Genomic DNA, 17549 nt, shown 5'->3' on the forward strand with positions numbered 1-17549 from the left:
TACCCATGTAGAACGGGGCAAGCCCGCCCGCTAGGCGCTCAGAACCTTACGGCCCTTGGCGCGGCGACGGCGGATGATGGCGCGCCCGCTGGGGGTGGCCATGCGGGTGCGGAACCCGTGAGTGCGGGCCCTTCTGATTTTGCTCGGCTGATATGTTCTTTTCATGGCAGACTCCTTAAAAAATTTCCGGCAGGGCCTTGGGCCGACCACCGGGGCGATGCGGCACGCCGGGCCTGAGCGGTTTTGGGGCTACCCCCCGGCTTTTAAGCGCAGAAGGGCAGCGTTGCCCTGGCGTTAAAATATATGGAACAAGCTACATACACGCCAGCAAGGTCTCCGTCAAGCGCCAGATTCCCTATACGACGCGCGACTATAATGCCCCTGTTGCAATTATGCCGCAAGAGTAAACGCGCCGCGCTCAAAAAAAATCTGACCGCAGCGCGCGCACATTTTTTTTAAGCGGATACTTCAAACCGGCACTGGCGGCTTGTGTGGAAAACATGGATCACACGCGCAGGCAGCGCGAGCCAGGCTACCTTCTGTCTTATGGGGTTAAGGCCTGGCATTGGCCCTCGGCAGCACATCATCCGCTGAAAATGCAGGAGGGGCAGGCACATCTGGCATAGCCCCGCTGCCAGCACCGCCAATGCTGCCCACAGACGATGCTGCCGCCGATGAATATGGCATGGGCGCGGAGCTTGACGCAGGCGCAGAATTGGCCGCTTTGGCCGCACTTGCGGCAGGCGAGCCAGACTTGCCCTGTGCTTGGGCAGGGTTGTTCATGGGCGGGATGGCACTGCTGCTGACAGGCGCCTGAAGGGATGTTTTGCCCACCCCCTTGGGCACCGGGGATGTGGCGGATTGCGGGGCGGGCTTTGAGACCTTGACCTTGCGCCTTGCCTGGCGCACCGGCGTTTTTTTGTCCGCCTGAGGAGTCATGGACAACTCCGGCACAGCCGCAGGATCCACAAACCGCGCCCCTTCCAGAGCAATCTGACGGGGCGTTACCAGAGTGTTCCAATACAGCCGCCCGCCTCCGCTGTGCAGCCACACATCGGTAAGATTGGTGGCCCCGGAGGCCGTGTGAGCAGGAACCTGAGGCGGCAGGGGAACGGCCTCAACGGCAGCCGCAACGGGAACGCGGCAAAGGGAACACGCCCAAAAAGCAAGCAATAGCATTCCAACTGACTTGCGCATAAAACTTACCTCTACTCCGCTTATCGGCCTTGGAGCAAAAAAACTTTAGCCTTCGGGAAAAGGAGACCTCTGTACGGGAGAGAATGCAGAACGCCTGCGCACCATCAGCCACCGCCGGCAATGCCCGGCGTTGACAGGCAGCGCGGGCTTGGGCACATTCCCACTAACCGATTTACTTTCAGAAATTCCGTATGCCCGCGCATGACAGCATTGAGGCCATGCGTTTTCATTCAAGCCATTCAGGAGTCCGCATGTCCAGCAAGCCGGATTTAACAGCAGCCCCAGCGATGCCAGCCCCCTGTATAACCCTTATAGGCATGGCAGGTGCGGGTAAATCCACCGTGGGTTCAGCCCTGGCACAGGAGCTGGGATGGGCTTTTGTTGATAGCGACCACCTGATTGAAGCAGCCTACGGCGCACGTCTGCAAGACATTACCGACACCTTGGGCAAGGCAGCTTTTCTGGATACCGAAGGCAAGGTAATCTGCGCCATCAAGGCCAACCGAACTGTCATAGCCACAGGCGGCAGCGTCATCTACCGCGATGCGGCCATGCGGCATCTGGCTGCGCTTGGGCCTGTCGTCTATATTGATGTGCCCTTTCATCTGATTGAAGAACGCATCGCCCGCAATCCTGAACGCGGCATCGCCATGAATCCCGGCGAGAAGCTCGAGGATATCTTTAACGAACGCAAGGCCCTGTACACATATTATGCAACCTTGCGCTGCCCCGCCGAGGGTAAAAATCCGGCCCAGTGCGCGCGCTGGATTCGCGATCATCTGCCGGAGGGCTTTTTGAAAGGCGATGCCGCCTGATCTGGCTTTTCCCCCCCACCCCAGACAAGGGCAACGCAGCCCTCATGCTCCAATTGCATTGCCAAGGGCTAACCGGTTCATCTGCAATATAAGGCCGGACACGGGTGCTACTCTGTCTGCGCCATGGGCACCGCCGTTCACTTGCTTGCCCACGCCAGAAAAAGCAAAAGCGGGGCCGAAACCCCGCTGAAATCTCTTCACGAACGGTAACTCACCGAGCGTGGAACATCCGCTCCGGCAGAACGCGGCACCAGGCAGCGAACAACCAGAGCGGCGTTACTACTTTTACTAATACTGCCAGGTCGAACCGTCAAAACGGATCAGTTCGTTGATGTTGCGTGCCTTGACCTGTTCGCAAGAAGCAGTAGACATAGCTTCCTGACGGGTCTTGCCACGGCAATCCATCACCCTTTCCTGATACCGGATAAAGCCGACGTACTGGCCGGTGGGGCTGGGGCGCAATTCAGTGGTCACGTTGGAAGAGTCCACATCAATGTAGGTCCCCACGTAATCCTTCCCATCCTGGCGCACTTCCCTGGACGACTTGGAAGGCATCACCGTGCGGGCAGCCTGGGCAGCCAGCCTGTTGCCCACCATGGTGAGCTCGGCGGCGACCTGAGCTTCGGTCTTCGCGCCTTTTTTGGTGGCAACGGGTTTAACTTCAGCCGTTTTTTCGGCCTTGGTTTTACCCTTCTTGCCCTTGGCGTCCTTGGCAGGAGCCACAGGGGCCGGGGCCGGTTCAGGGGCTGCAGTCTGTTCCTGCGGCTGAGCGGGCTTTATTTCTTCATCAGTGGAAGAAGAGCCGCCAAACCAGGCGCAACCGCCAGTGGTCAACCCCAACGTGAGAATGAGTGCCAGAATCTTACGCATGTGCCATGCACCTCATAAAAAGCCGGGCGGCATACACCACCCGGCTTTTGCTTTAATTCGACTGACGCGAAGACGCTCCGAGATTACTCGAAGGACACTTCGGTGCGCCGGTTCATGGCGCGACCTTCGTCGGTCTTGTTGTCATACTTGAAGGACTTGCCGCGGCCAATGGCGGTCATGCGGCTGGAGGGGATGCCCTGCTTCACGAGGTAGTTCTTCACGGAGCTGGCGCGTTCCTGCGAAAGCTTCATGTTGTAAGCATCGGAACCCACAAAGTCGGTCCAGCCGGAGAGAACAACGCGCTTGTTGGGGTTGTTCTTGATCAGGGTGGCGGCTTCGTTCAGGATGCCCATGGCCTTGCCGTCAAGAGCATAGGAATTGAAAGCGAAGTGCACGCCGCGCAGCACGATGACGTCTTCGTCCTTGCAGAACACGGAAAGCACAAAGCGTTCAACAGCGGCATCGCTGGTGGCCAGTTCTTCACCACGCACCACAACGGCGTTGGAGTTCAGGGCACCAATCTTTTTGATGGTGGCTTCACCGTTGGGGGTGTCGGCCAGGGAGATCACATGCACAACCAGGTTACGCTGGCTGGCGTACATCTGGCTCACAACCTGCACGAGGTCGGTACCGCGGTTGTTGTCGCCGTCGGTCACGAGGATCAGGGCGGCGTCGCGCTTCATGCTGGAGATGAAGGGTTCATACGCCTGCAGGCCGTTGCCCATGCTGGTCATGCGGCCAAAAATATCGAAGTTGCTGCTCAGCTTCTTGAGGCCAGCGGCCATGGCGGCGCGATCCCAAGGACCCTGGGCAATGATGGCGCCGTTGGGCGAAAGGGTATGCAAGCCACCATTGTAGCTCAGAGCGGGGATAGCGGCGTTAATGCGCGTGAGCACATTTTTGGCCACAAGAATCTTGTCCTGCTTCAGCTTGTCGTTCTTCATCATCATGGAACCAGAATAGTCCACTACGAAGTCGAAGCTCTCAATTTTCTTGTTACAAGCCGGAGCGGCCGCAGCGGCCACGGCGTAGCTCAGAACAAGAGCGGCCGCAAGAGCAAGAAGACGAAACGATTTCATACTGCCTCCCAAACGTTGTTAGTGTCGTCGATTACCGTCAACAACAGTAAATCGCGGTGTGCCCGCCACGTTACCGGCTCACTCACAGCCATAGGCCTTGGAGACGGCAACTGCCTTTCACATACCCGCGTTTAGGAAAAACCGCAAGTTGTAAATAGGAAACACTCTTTCGCTTTTTCATCACAGTCCAGCTGCAACGTACATCCGATTATTTCCCTTTGTCAGCAAAAATCCGGCGGCTGACCCCGCTCTGCCGCCAGCGCTGGACAGCCCGCCGGGGCTGAGGCATACTTTGCCAAGAACCAAGGATTTCCCATGCCTGCACTGACTTTTTCCAAATGGAGCCCCGGGGGCAACACCACCCTGCTTTTTCCCGACACTGGCCAGCGCCCGGCAGAACAGGCGCGTCTGGCGTCTTTGGCGCTGGATTCTTCCATGCTTGGGGGCGAACAGGCGGGTTTTGTAAACCTGCCCCAGCATAAGCTGCGTATGGCGGGCGGTGAATTTTGCGTCAATGCCAGCCGTGCAGTAGGAGCCTTGCTGGCATACACTGCCCAATATTCAGGCCCGGAACAGGGCATGCTGGACGGAATCGCCCCTCGCAGTGAACAAAAGAACGAAACTGCAACCTCTGCAGAACATCCTGCCCGCCTTGATGAAATACAGGTTTCCAGCTGGCAGACTCCTGTACGCCTGCGCACCCGAGGCTCCGCCCCTCTCTGGCAGGTGGAGGCACTGCTGCGCCTTCCTGAATATTCCATTACTACTATAGAAAAAGGCGCGTATCTGGTTCGCCTGCCGGGCATCTGCCATCTGCTGCTTGGCGGGGCAACGCACCCCCTGCCCGATGACTGCCATGCCGTGGCCGCACAGCTACGCCAGCAGCACGGCCTTGAGGCCGAACCTGCCGCAGGTGTCATCTGGTGGCGCGAATGTCAGGGCCTGCTGGATATGCTGCCCCTTGTACATGTGCGCGATGCCGGAACAACATTCCTCGAAAATGCATGCGGTTCCGGAGCCTTGGCCTTGGCCCTGTGCCTTGCGCGAGCTGGCACGCGCCGCTCTTTTTCCATCATGCAGCCCGGCGGCTCGGCCCTGGACGTGCGGCTCTTTGCTGAAGGCGGCCTTGATATGGCTGGCATAGACGGCCCGGTGTCGCTTGTGGCCCGTGGCAAGGTCTGGCTGCCCGATCCAGACGCCCACACCGGCTTGTCCCAAACGTTGGCATCCAGTTTGTCGCCCAATCTGAGCTGACGCATGACCGAAAAGCTTCGGGAAGGGTTCACTACCGGCAGCGCCGCCACAGGGGCAGCGCTGGCCGCACTGCAACTGTTGCGCACAGGCACGGCACCAGTTGCAATCCCGGTACCCCTGCCCCCTTTTGACGCTGGTCAAGACAAGAACGGCGATGCTCTGCCTGAGCCTCGGGGCTGGCTGCACCTGAACATTGAAAACTGCGCCACAGGCCCCGCGCCAGAGTTGGATGCGGCATGGGGCGCTGCCGAAACTGACGCCGCAAGCGGGCTGGCCGATCCGCCTCCACCGGATATCATCGCCATTGCCCACGCCAGCATAATCAAGGACGGAGGCGATGACCCTGACGCCACCTCTGGCGCGCGCGTAACGGCCACAGTGGTGGAGAGCATGCTGCCCCCCATGCATCTCCCTACAAATCAGGGCGAGGATGCCGCACGGCAGGCACCCGCCCATGACGCAGAGGGTGTATCCCCCGCCACGGCAGTTGCATACCCCGACCACATCATTATAAAGGGAGGGCCGGGGGTGGGGCGCGTCACTTTGCCCGGTTTGCCTGTACCTATTGGTCAGGCTGCTATCAACCCGGTGCCGCGCCACCAAATAACCCACGCTCTGCAAGCGCAGGAGCAGGAATACGCCGCTGCCCGCCAGAGCCGCACACAACTGACGGTATTTATCAGCGTGCCAGATGGCGCACGGCTGGCGCACAAGACCTTCAACCCCCGATTGGGCATTGAAGGCGGCATTTCCATATTGGGAACCCAGGGCACGGTGCGTCCTTTCAGCCACGATGCGTGGAAGGCCACCATCGAGCAAGGGCTTGCCGTGGCCCGCGCCACAGGCTGCCATTGCGCATGCCTGACCACGGGAAGGCGCTCTGAACGGCTGCTTATGGAGCGCTATCCCGACCTGCCGGAGCGATGCTTTGTACAGGTGGCGGATTTTGCGCAGTTCTCCCTGCAAGCTGTGGGGGGCATGCAGTTTGAACGGATTATCTGGGGCTGTTTTTTTGGTAAACTGGTCAAGCTGGCCCAAGGGCATGCGTACACTCATGCCAAGGATTCCACGCTGGACATGCAGGCCCTTGCGCAGCTTGCCAGCGAAGCTGGCGCTGCCTGCACGGATGCCATTATCCGGTGCGTCACAGCGGCTCACGCACTGGAACTGCTGCTGGCAGACAATGCGGGCGCAGAGACCATCAAGCGGGTGGCGCAGCAGGCGGCACGCACAGCGCAACTTTTTGCAGGCCGCCCCGTGAGCTTGCACCTTTTTCACACTGACGGCAGGGAATTATTGGCGTTATGAAACAACAGGTCTCATTGCCCGGCTTTGCCGTGCCAACCCATACGCCCGATACCCAGACTCGGGACGATGACACAACCAACGCCGTTCTGGCCGAGGCCCTTGCCGCTGGCCCGCTGGAGACTCCCGGCGAGCATCCAGATGAACATGCTGCCGAATTGCCGGAATTTCCCGCTGATGACGACACGGCGGCGGCCCCAAATATCTGCGCCTTTGCAGAACTCGCCGCTCCCACATCCATTGATGCCGCCCCTGCAACGCCCACGGAGTTGCCAGCCGATTCCACTGCAACAGCAGCTGCAAACACACTTGCCGCCAATACCATACAGGCCGCACCAGAGGCCGAGAGCGCGCCTGCCCTTACCGCCCCCCCCGCCGCTACGCCCGCCAACCCCGCCATCGCGGGCACATCCGAGCAGGACGACTGGCCGCCCATGTCGGAAATGTTGCAGTCATTTTTTGTTTTTGAGCCAACGACTGTCGCGCCGGAACCCATCACGGTCATGGGCCTCGACTGCGCACGCCCGCGAGGTCTGGCAGGTCTGGCCGAAGCCCAGCGTCAACTGGCGGAACAAGCCGACGTGATCTGCGCCGGACGCATGCTGCTGGAGGAATTTTCCAGCAGCAGTCTGGAATCCAGCAGCACCTTAATCGGGGCAACAACGTGTGCCGCAGGCGGACATTCCACAGAAAGCCAGCCCGCGCATGACCAGACAGCAGGCGATCAGAACGTTGCTCCAGCAGCAGCCTCTACCCTCAAGGCGCGGCTGCTGCCCCTGACCACGCCGCTGGAACCGCTGCTCACCAGGCTCAGCCAGCTGCGGGCCGCAGGGGAGCGCGTGCTTGTGCTGGCAGACGGCGACCCACTGCTCTTTGGCATCGGCGCGACCCTTGTGCGCCGCATGGGGCCGGATGCCGTGCGCCTGCTGCCCGCTGTTAGTTCTCTGCAGCAGGCTTGTGCGCGCCTGTCCCTGCCATGGCATAAGGTTATCTGCCTCTCTCTGCACGGACGCGACGATTTGCGCCCTCTCAACGTGGCCTGCGGCAAAAACGCGCCACTCTGCATCCTGACTGATGCGCGCATGTCGCCCGATGTGCTCGCCCGCCATCTGCTCGACCGTGGGGTGGACTGGTTTGATGCCCATATTTTTGAGCGCATGGGCGCTGCCGATGAATGCGTCAGCCACCTGAGCATGGCCGATGCCGCCGGGCGCGAATTTGGCCCGGCCTGCACAATGGTGCTGATACCCATGGCTCCGGCCCGCCGTCCGCACCTTGGGCTTGACGCCGACCAGCTTGCGGTTGACCGGGGCCTCATAAGCAAAAAACCTGTACGCGCCGCCGCTCTGGCGCTACTGCGCATTGAAGCAGGGCACGTGGTGTGGGATCTCGGTTCCGGCTCGGGCGCTGTGGCTCTTGAAGCTTCCGTCCTGGCGCACGAGGGCCGCGTGATCGCGGTGGAACGCTCCGCCGGGCGCGCCATGGGCATTCAGGAAAACCGCCGCCGCTTTGGCGCGGCCAATGTGGAAGTACGCCTCGGGCAAGCCCCAGAATGTCTGCCCGGCCTGCCGGATCCCCAACGCGTGTTTATCGGCGGCGGTCTTTCCGGCGATGACGGCGATGACATTTTGGGGCACGTATGCCTGCGCCTGCCCGTGGGGGGCCGCGTAGTGGTCAGTTGTGTGCTTCTGGACAGTTTCAGTCTGTGCCGCCGCTTTTTTGAAGACATGGGCTGGCCTGTGGAAATTCTGCAAATCAGCGCATCTGAGGGCAAAAGCCTTGGCGGCGATGTTCATTTGGCGGCCATGAACCCCGTGTTTCTGCTTGCCGCCCAAAAACCTGCGCCTGCTCCCATTCAGTCCGGCGCACAGCCCGAAGGCAGGTAGCAGCATGGACAGCTCACAGCACACCGGGGCCACGCCCGGCATCGTTACATTTGTGGGCGCAGGGCCAGGCGACCCGGACCTCATGACCATCAAGGGGCGCAAAGCCATTGAACAGGCCGCCCTCGTGCTCTATGCAGGTTCGCTGGTGCCGCGCGAGGTGGTGGCCTGTGCCGCGCCCAACGCCATGGTTGTGGATTCCGCCCCGCTGAATCTTGAGCAGTGCCATACGCTGGTGCGGGCAACCGCACTGGCGGGCCGCTCCGTGGCCCGTGTGCATACGGGCGACCCATCCCTGTACGGTGCGTTGCGCGAGCAGGCCGCCCTGCTGGATGCGGATGGCATCCCCTGGCGTGTGGTGCCGGGCGTTACCGCCGCCTGTGCGGCTGCGGCTGCGGCGGGCATTACCTTTACCGTGCCGGAAGTAACCCAGAGCCTCATTATCAGCCGCCTTGAAGGCCGCACTCCGGTACCGGCGCGTGAGCATCTGCACCTGCTGGCGCAGCATGGGGCCTCCATGGCCGTGTACCTCTCCGCAGCATCGGCTCAGGCTCTTCAGGACGAGCTCTTGCGCAGCCTGCCACCCGAAACACACATCTTTTGCGCCCACATGGTCAGTTGGCCCGAGGAACAACTGCACTGGACCACGCTGGGCGAACTGGCCCAGTGCATAACCAGCCACAACCTCACCCGTCAGACCGTTTTTCTTGTGCTGCCCGCAGAAAGCTGCGAGGGCGCGCCCTCACGCCTGTACGCCGCCGACTTTTCGCACGGTTATCGCGCAGCAAAAAGCTGATTTCATTCCGACATACCACCTTTAATATGGGATTCAGGCAGGGTGTTTTCACACATCCTGCCTGAATCCCATATCTTTTTTGAACAAGCCATCCTGATACGCAATATTAGCGTGACACGTTTGCAAAATAAGCCAGCATTGCTTTATTTACTACGCAACAAGCAGATTTTATAGTGTTGAAAGATCATATAAATACAATTTTAAATTGTATTTTTTTTCACAATATGCATCAAGCCATGTCAGCACAAACAAAAATCTACCACTAAATATGGATTTGCAATCCATACAACTCCCCTATTGTCTTTTAGACAATCATGGTTTCAAAAAAAGGAGTGATTCATGAACAAACCGGACATTCAGGATTCGTACTCCCTATTCATCGACGGCCAGTGGAAGCAGGCCTCTGACGGCGGCACGTTTGAAACGTTCTGCCCCGCCAATGGCGAACGCCTGGCAACCTGCGCCGAAGCCACCAAGGAAGATGTGGACGCCGCAGTGGCGGCTGCCAACAAGGCATGGGACAGCTGGAAAAAGATCGACCCCATTGAACGGGCCAATATGCTGCTGAAAATTGCAGACATTATTGATGCCAACAAAGAACACCTTGCCATGGTGGAAACCCTGGACAACGGCAAGCCTATCCGGGAAACCATGAATGTGGACGTTCCCTTTGCCGCCGACCACTTCCGCTACTTTGCCGGGGTGGTGCGCGCCGATGAAGGCACCGCGGTCATGCTGGACGAAAACACCATGTCGCTGGTGTTCCGCGAACCCATCGGCGTTGTGGGCCAGATTGTGCCGTGGAATTTTCCCTTCCTCATGGCAGCCTGGAAGCTGGCCCCCGTGCTTGCCGCCGGGTGCTGCACCGTGTTCAAGCCTTCCAACCACACATCGCTCTCCGTTCTGGAACTGGCGCGGCTCATTGCAGATGTGCTGCCCAAGGGGGTGTTCAACGTCATCACCGGGCGCGGCTCCCGCTCCGGCCAGTTCATGCTCGAGCACCCAGGCTTCCGCAAGCTTGCCTTCACCGGGTCAACAGAAGTTGGCCGTCAGGTGGGCCTTGCAGCGGCAAAGCGCCTCATCCCCTCCACCCTTGAGTTGGGCGGCAAATCGGCCAACATCTACTTTCCCGATTGTCAGTGGGATCTGGCCATGGACGGCCTGCAAATGGGCATTCTGTTCAATCAGGGGCAGGTGTGCTGCGCCGGGTCGCGCGTCTTTGTGCATGAGGATATTTACGACCAGTTTGTGGCAGAAGCAGTGGAACGCTTCAACCGCGTCAAAGTTGGCCTTCCGTGGGATCCTGCAACCCAGATGGGTTCGCAGATTTACGAATCGCATCTCAAGGCCATTCAGCTCTGCATTGAGCAGGCCAAAGCAGAAGGCGCCACCGTGCTTTGCGGCGGCGAGCGCATCACGGATGGCGAGCTTGCCAAGGGCTGCTTCATGCGCCCGACCTTGCTCGGCAACGTCACCAACAACATGCGTGTGGCTCAGGACGAAATCTTCGGCCCCGTTGCCGTCATCATCAAGTTCAGGACGGAAGAGGAGGTTGTGGCCATGGGCAACGACAGCCCCTACGGCCTGGGCGGCGCGGTCTGGACACGCGACATCAACAGGGCCATGCGCATAAGCCGCGCCATTGAAACAGGCCGCATGTGGGTGAACACCTACAACAGCATTCCGGCGGGTGCGCCTTTTGGCGGGCACAAGGAATCGGGCATCGGGCGTGAAACGCACAAGGTCATTCTTGAGCACTACACCCAGCAGAAAAACATCCTCATCAACCTCTCGGAAAAGCCTACAGGATTCTATCCCTAGCATCCGCGCACATGCGGCGAACGCTCTGGGCGGTTGCCGACGTATCAGAACGGCCCCGGAAGGGGCCGTTTTCACTACGTAGTGAGGAGGGGCTGCCGCTGCACGGCAGCACGAGAGGCGGGACATCGCTGACTAAAGATATTTGCAGCGCACAAACCGCGAGAGGCAGAGGCCCCACGCCCCCGCCTCTCTATGAGTGGAGAATTCGTCATGGATTGCGGACTGCCATGCCCCCTATCATGTCACGGAAAAGTGATGCTAGTGGTTTGTGTTCTGCAATGCAGCGTTAATGTTGCATTGAAAACGCATGGTCGTTCTGCATCCGGGCCGGAGTTCAACGTAGAAGTCCGTCCGGTTTATTGTTCGGGCGCGTCAGGGACGCGCCGCACAAGAGCCAGGGCCAGCAAGGCCGGAGACATCCTGGGCATCTGGGCTGGTCTGCGCAACTGCCGCCGCACAAAACCCGCCATGTCCAAAGCCATATCCGCGTCAGTCAAAGCCGAGCGGCATGCCTTTTTGTTTTCTTCCAGAACTGCAAGATACCGCTCAACCAGCCTCAGATCACGATTGTGTGATGGATCATCGGCCAATTCAGGCGGCGAGGCTCCCAACTGGAAAACGTCACCGATGTGTTGCGACATGACCATTCCTCCATGAATGGATCACTTGCTTCCTTGCAAAGGGGTTGGCCCTGTCCGCCTCCTTGTTTGGTTTTGTACCGTCTCCCCTTCCCCACTCGTCAAGATTTTTATCGGAACATTAGGCCAGATCTTTAGGGTAGGTCTAAAAAAAAGGCCCATTGCATGCCCATAAACGCAAAGTAAAAACGGAGAACAAATTATATCAGTCATGTAAAAGAGATACGATAAAACTGTTACTTGCAAGTAATTTCGATCGCAGCTACCATGCAGCAACTCAGATGCCTGACGAGGAGAACCTATGCCAACACCTATATTGCACAAGGAAAGCCTGATCCCGGGCAAAACCAGCAAACTGGTGCTCCACGCGCCGCAAATCGCGCAAAAAGCGCGCCCCGGCCACTTCGTCATGCTGCGCATGAGCGAACAGGGCGAGCGCATTCCGCTGACCATTGCAGATACTGACCGGGAAAACGGCACCATTACCATAGTGTATCTGGTTATGGGCAAGAGTACCGCCATGCTTGAAGCACTCGGCGTTGGAGATGCCATTCTTGACGTCTGCGGCCCCTTGGGCCACCCCACCCATATTGAAAAACGCGGCACGGTTGTATGCGTGGGCGGCGGCACCGGTATTGCCGCCATGCACCACATCGCCAAGGGCCATGCACGCATCGGCAACAAGGTCGTGGGCGTTATCGGCGCTCGCAGCAAAGACCTGCTGCTCTTTGAAAACGAGCTCAAATCCTTTGTGGATGAACTGCTTGTCTCCACGGACGATGGCAGCTACGGCCACAAGGGCCTTGTTACCGAACTTCTGCGCGACCGGCTTGAAAAAGACAAGGACGTGTTTGAAGTCGTGGCCGTCGGCCCCGTGCCCATGATGGCCGCCGTGGCTGAAACCACGCGCCCCTTTGGCGTCAAGACCACGGTCAGCCTCAACCCCATCATGGTTGACGGCATCGGCATGTGCGGCGCCTGCCGCGTCACCGTTGGCGGCAAAACCAAGTTCGCCTGTGTGGACGGCCCCGAATTTGACGGTCACGAAGTGGATTTTCCCGAACTGCGCCGCCGCCTGGCCGCCTACCGGGAGCAGGAAACCATTTCCATTGAAGAATACCGGAGAGTCAGCCATGGAGAATAGCAAGCCCAAAAAGACCGTGGCTCCCCGTGTGGACATGCCCTGCCAGCCCGCAAAAGTGCGCCGCTCCAACTTTGAAGAAGTCGCCCTGGGCTACACCAAGGAAATGGCTCAGACCGAGGCCAGCCGATGCCTTCAGTGCAAAAAGCCCCTGTGCGTCTCGGGCTGCCCTGTTGAAGTGCCCATCCGCGACTTTATCCATCAGGTTGCCGAGGGCAACATGGATGCCGCCTACCGCATCATCAAGACCACCAACAGCCTCCCTGCCGTGTGCGGCCGCGTGTGCCCTCAGGAACACCAGTGCGAAGGCAAGTGCGTGCTCAAGGCCAAGGGTCAGCCCGTGGCCATTGGCCGTCTTGAACGCTTTGTGGCTGATACCTACATCGCCACCACCGCCTGTGAGCAGGTGACCGGCACCAACGCCTGCGCCCTGCCCCTGGGTGCAAAAAAAGTGGCCTGCATCGGCTCCGGCCCTTCATCCCTGACCTGTGCTGGCGTGTGCGCCACCGCAGGCATCAAGGTTGATGTGTTTGAAGCCCTGCACGAACCCGGCGGCGTGCTCATTTACGGTATCCCCGCCTTCCGCCTGCCCAAGACCGTGGTAGCCACGGAAATCAACGGCCTGCGTCAGGCCGGTGTGGACTTCCACCTCAATTCCGTGGGTGGCCGCACCATTGATATTGACGACCTGCGCAAGGAATACGACGCCATTTTCATCGGCGTTGGCGCTGGCCTGCCCGTCTTTCTGGGCGTTCCCGGCGAAAATCTGGTGGGTGTGTTCTCCGCCAACGAATACCTCACCCGCGTCAACCTTGGCCGCGCCTACAACTTCCCCTCGCAGGACACTCCGGCCTACCCCGGCAAGCATGTTACCGTGTTCGGAGCGGGCAACGTGGCCATGGACGCGGCGCGCACAGCCCTGCGCATGGGTGCGGAAAGCGTGCATGTGGTCTACCGCCGCACAAGGGCTGAAATGCCCGCCCGTCTGGAAGAGCTGGAACACGCGGAAGAAGAAGGCGTGCAGTTTGCCATGCTTTCCGCCCCGTTGCGTTTCAACGGCGATGCGGAAATGCGCCTTCAGTCCGTAACCCTGCAGCGTATGGAACTGGGCGAGCCCGATGCTTCTGGCCGCCGCAGGCCTGTGCCTGTGGAAGGCTCGGAATACGATCTGCCCACCGACCTTGCCATTGTGGCTCTGGGCACCCGTTCCAACCCCATCCTCCTCGAGGCTACCCCTGAGCTCAAACTGAACAAATGGGGCTACATCGAGGCCGATGAGGCCACTGGCGAAACCTCCATTCCCAACGTCTTTGCGGGCGGCGACATCGTCACCGGCGCGGCCACGGTCATTCTGGCCATGGGCGCAGGGCGCAAGGCCGGACAGGAAATAGTCAAAAGAATCGCAGGCTGATTGCAGCCCGGCATCTGATAAAAGGGGGGCCTCCGCTGGAGGCTCCCTTTTTTCATAGCCCATCCATAAAAAAGGCAGCAATTCAGCCAGTCCTTTGGCCTTGGCTTGCCAGACCTGCGGTTCGCGGTCATACTCAAGCCAGAGTTCACACCAGCGTCAGACCTGCCGCCCCCTGCGCCGCCATGGCAGGCCTTTTTATATTGGCAACATTCCCTTTCAGGGGCCGGAATGTCATTCTCCGGCGGGCCAAGGGCGCGGCCCGGGCATATTCAGGAAGACCAGCATGATTCTCGCAGACCTGCACACGCACACCAAGTATTCGCACGGCGGCAACACTCCGGCAGAAATGTATGCTGCCGCCCAGGCCAACGGGCTTGAATACATGGGCTTTACCGAGCATTCGCCCCGGCCCGTGGGCTTTGATTACACACACGAATACCGCGAGCAACTGACCCGCCACCTGCCGGACTACGTGCGCGAGGTTTGCGCCCTCAAGGCCGCCAACCCCAATGGCCCCTGCCGCGTACTGTTCGGCATGGAAATGGACTGGCTTGAAGGGCAGGAGGACTACACCCGCACCTCCTGCGCAGCCTTTGATTTTGATTACCTGCTGGGGAGCGTGCATTTCATCGGCCACTGGGGCTTTGACGACGGCGCCGAGCCGTGGAAAGCCTTTTCGCAGGAAGAATGCGACAAGCAGTATCAGGCCTATTTTGAAGCCTGGGAGCGCATGATCCTTTCCGGCCTCTTCAACATTGCCGCGCACCCTGACCTCATCAAGATTTTCTCTGTGGAGCAGTTCCACATCTGGCTGGCAAAGCCGGAAAGCATGGCGCTGGTGCAGCGCGGCCTTGCGGCCCTGCAACGCATGGGCATGAGCATGGAGATATCTTCCGCGGGTCTGCGCAAGGCCTGTCGCGAAATTTATCCCGCACCGCCCATCATGCTCATGGCCGCGCATATGGGCCTGCCCGTGAGTTTCGCCTCTGATGCGCACGGGACGGATGACGTGGGCTACGGCTTTGCGCGGCTGGCCTCATACGCGCGCGCCTTTGGCTTTGCCGAGTATACCATTTTTAATCGGGGCCAGCGGATTGTGCTGCCCCTGTAAAACGGCGCATGCCTTTGACACCACGGATCACGTATGTCCGAAATTATTGTATCCATAGATGACGTAAGTCTTTTTTTGCCCGGTGACGTCAGCCAGAACCATGTGCTGCACAACATCAACTGGCAGGTGCGGCGCGGCGCGCACTGCGCGCTCATAGGCCCCAACGGCTCGGGAAAATCCACCCTGCTGCGGCTCATGCGCGGCGAGCTGTGGCCAGCCCATGGGCGCATCCAGTGGCACGGGCCTGACGGGCCGGAGGACTCCCCGCTGACGGGCCGGGCCATGACAAGCCTTGTTTCGCCTGCGCAGCAGGAAAACTATCAGCGCCAGGCCTGGGATCTCACGGGCCGCGACCTGCTGCTCACCGGCTTTGAGGATACCCCCCTGGTCTATGCCGACAGCACGTCCTACAGGCGGCAGGCTGTGGAAGCCATGGCCGCTCGGCTTGACGCCGAGGGCCTGCTTGAGCGCACTGTGCCCACATTTTCGCAGGGGCAGCTGCGTTTGCTGCTGCTTGGCCGCGCCCTTCTGCGCGCGCCTACCCTGCTGCTGCTTGACGAGTGCGATGAAGGCCTTGATGAGCGCTATCGCCAGATTTTCTTTGAGACTTTGGGGGAATACGCCAGCCGCTGCACGGTTGTGATGACAGCGCACCGCGCCGCCAATATTCCCGACTGGTGCGCAGGACGCCGTTATGTACGTAATGGCCGCCTGCTCACAGCGCCGCCTGGGTCTGAGGCCAGCGAAGAAACGCCGAAAGCGCAGCAGCACGACAATGCCTCCGGCGTTGCAGAACAGGTGCTTAACGGCGGGCACGCCATGCTTGATCTGGATAACGTCACCGTATTCATTGATCGGCAGGAAGTGCTGCACGACATCAGCTGGTGCATGCATCAGGGCGAAAACTGGCGCATCACCGGGGCCAACGGCTCGGGCAAATCCACCTTGCTGCGTTTGCTGGCAGGTGATGAATTTGTTGCAGCCGGCGGCAGATTCGACCGCTGGCTGCCTGGGCAGGGCGGGCAGGTAGACACCCTTGAAGCCCTGCGCAAGGGTGTGCGCCTTGTGTCAGATCTTTCGCAGGCTCTATACGGCTATTCCCTCAATGCGCTTGATATGGTCTGCACAGGCTTTGACAACAGCATTGGCGTATACCGCCGCTTTTCTGATGCCGAACGTGCCGAGGCCGCAAACCGCATGGCCCAGATGTTCCCCGATGAAAGCCCCGAGAGCCTCAAACAGCTTGGACGGCAATCCATCCGCCATCTGTCCACGGGTCAGTTGCGCCGCCTGTTCCTGGCGCGCGCCCTGGTGGGCGGGCCGGATATCCTGCTGCTGGACGAACCCTGCTCCGGCCTGGATGCGCCAAGCCGCGCCCAGTACCTGCATCTGCTGGATCAGCTCGCCCTGCAGGGCGTCCAGATGGTTTTTGTGTCTCACCATGATGAAGACGCCCCCCTGTGCATCAACAGGGAGGCGCATATGGAAGGCGGACGCCTGCGTGTGATGCTGTAGGGCCTAATCCTTGCTCTTCCCGAACTTGGAGCGCGCCACTTCAATAACAACGGGCAGCACGGAAACAATGATGATGCCGTAAACAATCAGGCTGAAGTTCTGCCGCGCCCATTCCAGGTTGCCCAGGAAGTACCCGGCGGAAACCAGCCCGCCCACCCAGAGCACGCAGCCCGTGATGTTGAACAGAAAAAACGTGGGCGGATGCATCAGGGCAATGCCCGCCACAAAGGGCGCAAAGGTGCGAACAATGGGCACAAAGCGAGCCAGCACAATGGCTTTGCCGCCGTGCCTCTCGTAAAAATCGTGCGCCTTGAGCAGGTGAGATTTTTTGATAAGGCGGTTCTCGCGCGAAAAAATGGCTGGCCCCACATGCCGCCCTATCAAATAATTCACCGCATCACCCAGTATGCCCGCCGCCAGCAGTACGCCCATCATTTCGCCATAGCCCAAAAGCCCGGCCCCAGCCACCACGCCGGAGGCAAACAGCAGGGAATCACCTGGCAGGAAAGGGGTTACTACAAGGCCTGTTTCGCAAAAAACAATGACAAACAGTATGGCGTAAAGCCATAGCCCGTATTGATCGGCAAGCTCAAACAAATGCACGTCTATGTGCAGAATAAAACTGACAAAGCTGCTCAGTAGTTCCATAAAGGCTGATCTCCCTCATCAGGCGCGTTGGCGCGCCTTCGGTCTGCTCTTGTACCCCAAGGCAG

At 59.6% G+C, this 17549-nt stretch carries 16 protein-coding genes; 10 read left to right on the forward strand and 6 right to left on the reverse strand.

The features are described from left to right. Window positions 1–30: 30 nt before the first annotated feature. Window positions 31–165, reverse strand: coding sequence for a 50S ribosomal protein L34 (rpmH, locus tag QZ383_RS03395; RefSeq protein ID WP_022657771.1), 135 nt, complete (start codon window positions 163–165; stop codon window positions 31–33). Window positions 166–552: 387 nt separating this feature from the next. Next, window positions 553–1197 carry a hypothetical protein gene (locus QZ383_RS03400; protein ID WP_291443039.1) on the reverse strand — a complete coding sequence of 215 codons (645 nt, stop codon included), beginning with the start codon at window positions 1195–1197 and terminating at the stop codon, window positions 553–555. Window positions 1198–1448: 251 nt separating this feature from the next. Between QZ383_RS03400 and thrB the strand changes: the two genes are divergently transcribed. Further along, the gene (gene thrB / locus QZ383_RS03405) at window positions 1449–2012 is read left to right on the forward strand and encodes a homoserine kinase (RefSeq protein WP_022657769.1); all 564 of its coding nucleotides are present in this window, start codon (window positions 1449–1451) and stop codon (window positions 2010–2012) included. A 288-nt stretch (window positions 2013–2300) separates the two neighbouring features. Here thrB and QZ383_RS03410 read toward each other — a convergent pair whose 3' ends face one another. Beyond that, window positions 2301–2882, reverse strand: coding sequence for a translation initiation factor 2 (locus tag QZ383_RS03410; protein WP_291443041.1), 582 nt, complete (start codon window positions 2880–2882; stop codon window positions 2301–2303). 83 nt (window positions 2883–2965) lie between these two features. Further along, a complete protein-coding gene (locus QZ383_RS03415) occupies window positions 2966–3961 on the reverse strand; it encodes an OmpA family protein (protein WP_291443043.1) in 996 nt (331 codons plus the stop codon). 315 nt (window positions 3962–4276) lie between these two features. On the opposite strand from QZ383_RS03415, the gene QZ383_RS03420 reads away from it, so the two are divergent. The 5 genes from QZ383_RS03420 to QZ383_RS03440 all read left to right on the forward strand — a co-directional run bounded on the left by QZ383_RS03420 (window position 4277) and on the right by QZ383_RS03440 (window position 11020). Then, entirely contained in the window at window positions 4277–5215 is a 939-nt protein-coding gene (locus QZ383_RS03420; RefSeq protein WP_291443045.1) for a hypothetical protein, read from the forward strand. Between the two features lie 3 nt (window positions 5216–5218). After that, a complete protein-coding gene (gene cbiD / locus QZ383_RS03425; RefSeq protein ID WP_291443047.1) occupies window positions 5219–6523 on the forward strand; it encodes a cobalt-precorrin-5B (C(1))-methyltransferase CbiD in 1305 nt (434 codons plus the stop codon). After that, window positions 6520–8406, forward strand: coding sequence for a precorrin-6y C5,15-methyltransferase (decarboxylating) subunit CbiE (cbiE, locus tag QZ383_RS03430; RefSeq protein ID WP_291443049.1), 1887 nt, complete (start codon window positions 6520–6522; stop codon window positions 8404–8406). Before cbiD ends, cbiE begins: the two co-directional genes overlap by 4 nt. Before the next feature lie 4 nt (window positions 8407–8410). Continuing rightward, window positions 8411–9199: a precorrin-4 C(11)-methyltransferase gene (gene cobM, locus QZ383_RS03435; RefSeq protein WP_291443051.1), complete on the forward strand. Its 789-nt coding sequence runs from the start codon at window positions 8411–8413 to the stop codon at window positions 9197–9199. A 339-nt stretch (window positions 9200–9538) separates the two neighbouring features. Then, window positions 9539–11020 (forward strand): aldehyde dehydrogenase family protein, encoded by a 1482-nt coding sequence (locus QZ383_RS03440; protein WP_291443053.1) that lies wholly within the window; start codon window positions 9539–9541, stop codon window positions 11018–11020. Between the two features lie 356 nt (window positions 11021–11376). Here QZ383_RS03440 and QZ383_RS03445 read toward each other — a convergent pair whose 3' ends face one another. Next, window positions 11377–11661 carry a hypothetical protein gene (locus QZ383_RS03445; RefSeq protein ID WP_192112300.1) on the reverse strand — a complete coding sequence of 95 codons (285 nt, stop codon included), beginning with the start codon at window positions 11659–11661 and terminating at the stop codon, window positions 11377–11379. A 298-nt stretch (window positions 11662–11959) separates the two neighbouring features. Between QZ383_RS03445 and QZ383_RS03450 the strand changes: the two genes are divergently transcribed. The 4 genes from QZ383_RS03450 to QZ383_RS03465 all read left to right on the forward strand — a co-directional run bounded on the left by QZ383_RS03450 (window position 11960) and on the right by QZ383_RS03465 (window position 16836). Further along, the gene (locus QZ383_RS03450) at window positions 11960–12802 is read left to right on the forward strand and encodes a sulfide/dihydroorotate dehydrogenase-like FAD/NAD-binding protein (protein WP_022657761.1); all 843 of its coding nucleotides are present in this window, start codon (window positions 11960–11962) and stop codon (window positions 12800–12802) included. Then, the gene (gene gltA, locus QZ383_RS03455; protein WP_291443056.1) at window positions 12792–14210 is read left to right on the forward strand and encodes an NADPH-dependent glutamate synthase; all 1419 of its coding nucleotides are present in this window, start codon (window positions 12792–12794) and stop codon (window positions 14208–14210) included. The genes QZ383_RS03450 and gltA overlap by 11 nt, the downstream gene beginning before the upstream one ends. Window positions 14211–14493: 283 nt before the next feature. Then, window positions 14494–15321, forward strand: a complete 828-nt coding sequence (locus QZ383_RS03460) for a histidinol-phosphatase (protein WP_291443058.1) — start codon at window positions 14494–14496, stop codon at window positions 15319–15321. A gap of 33 nt (window positions 15322–15354) precedes the next feature. Continuing rightward, complete coding sequence (locus QZ383_RS03465) at window positions 15355–16836, forward strand: ATP-binding cassette domain-containing protein (protein ID WP_291443060.1); 1482 nt, start codon at window positions 15355–15357, stop codon at window positions 16834–16836. Window positions 16837–16839: 3 nt separating this feature from the next. Here QZ383_RS03465 and QZ383_RS03470 read toward each other — a convergent pair whose 3' ends face one another. Beyond that, window positions 16840–17484 (reverse strand): DedA family protein, encoded by a 645-nt coding sequence (locus tag QZ383_RS03470; protein WP_291443062.1) that lies wholly within the window; start codon window positions 17482–17484, stop codon window positions 16840–16842. Between the last annotated feature and the right edge of the window lie 65 nt (window positions 17485–17549).

Origin of the sequence: Desulfovibrio sp. (assembly GCF_019422935.1) — a bacterium.
In the GTDB taxonomy this organism is placed as follows: Bacteria; Desulfobacterota; Desulfovibrionia; order Desulfovibrionales; family Desulfovibrionaceae; genus Desulfovibrio.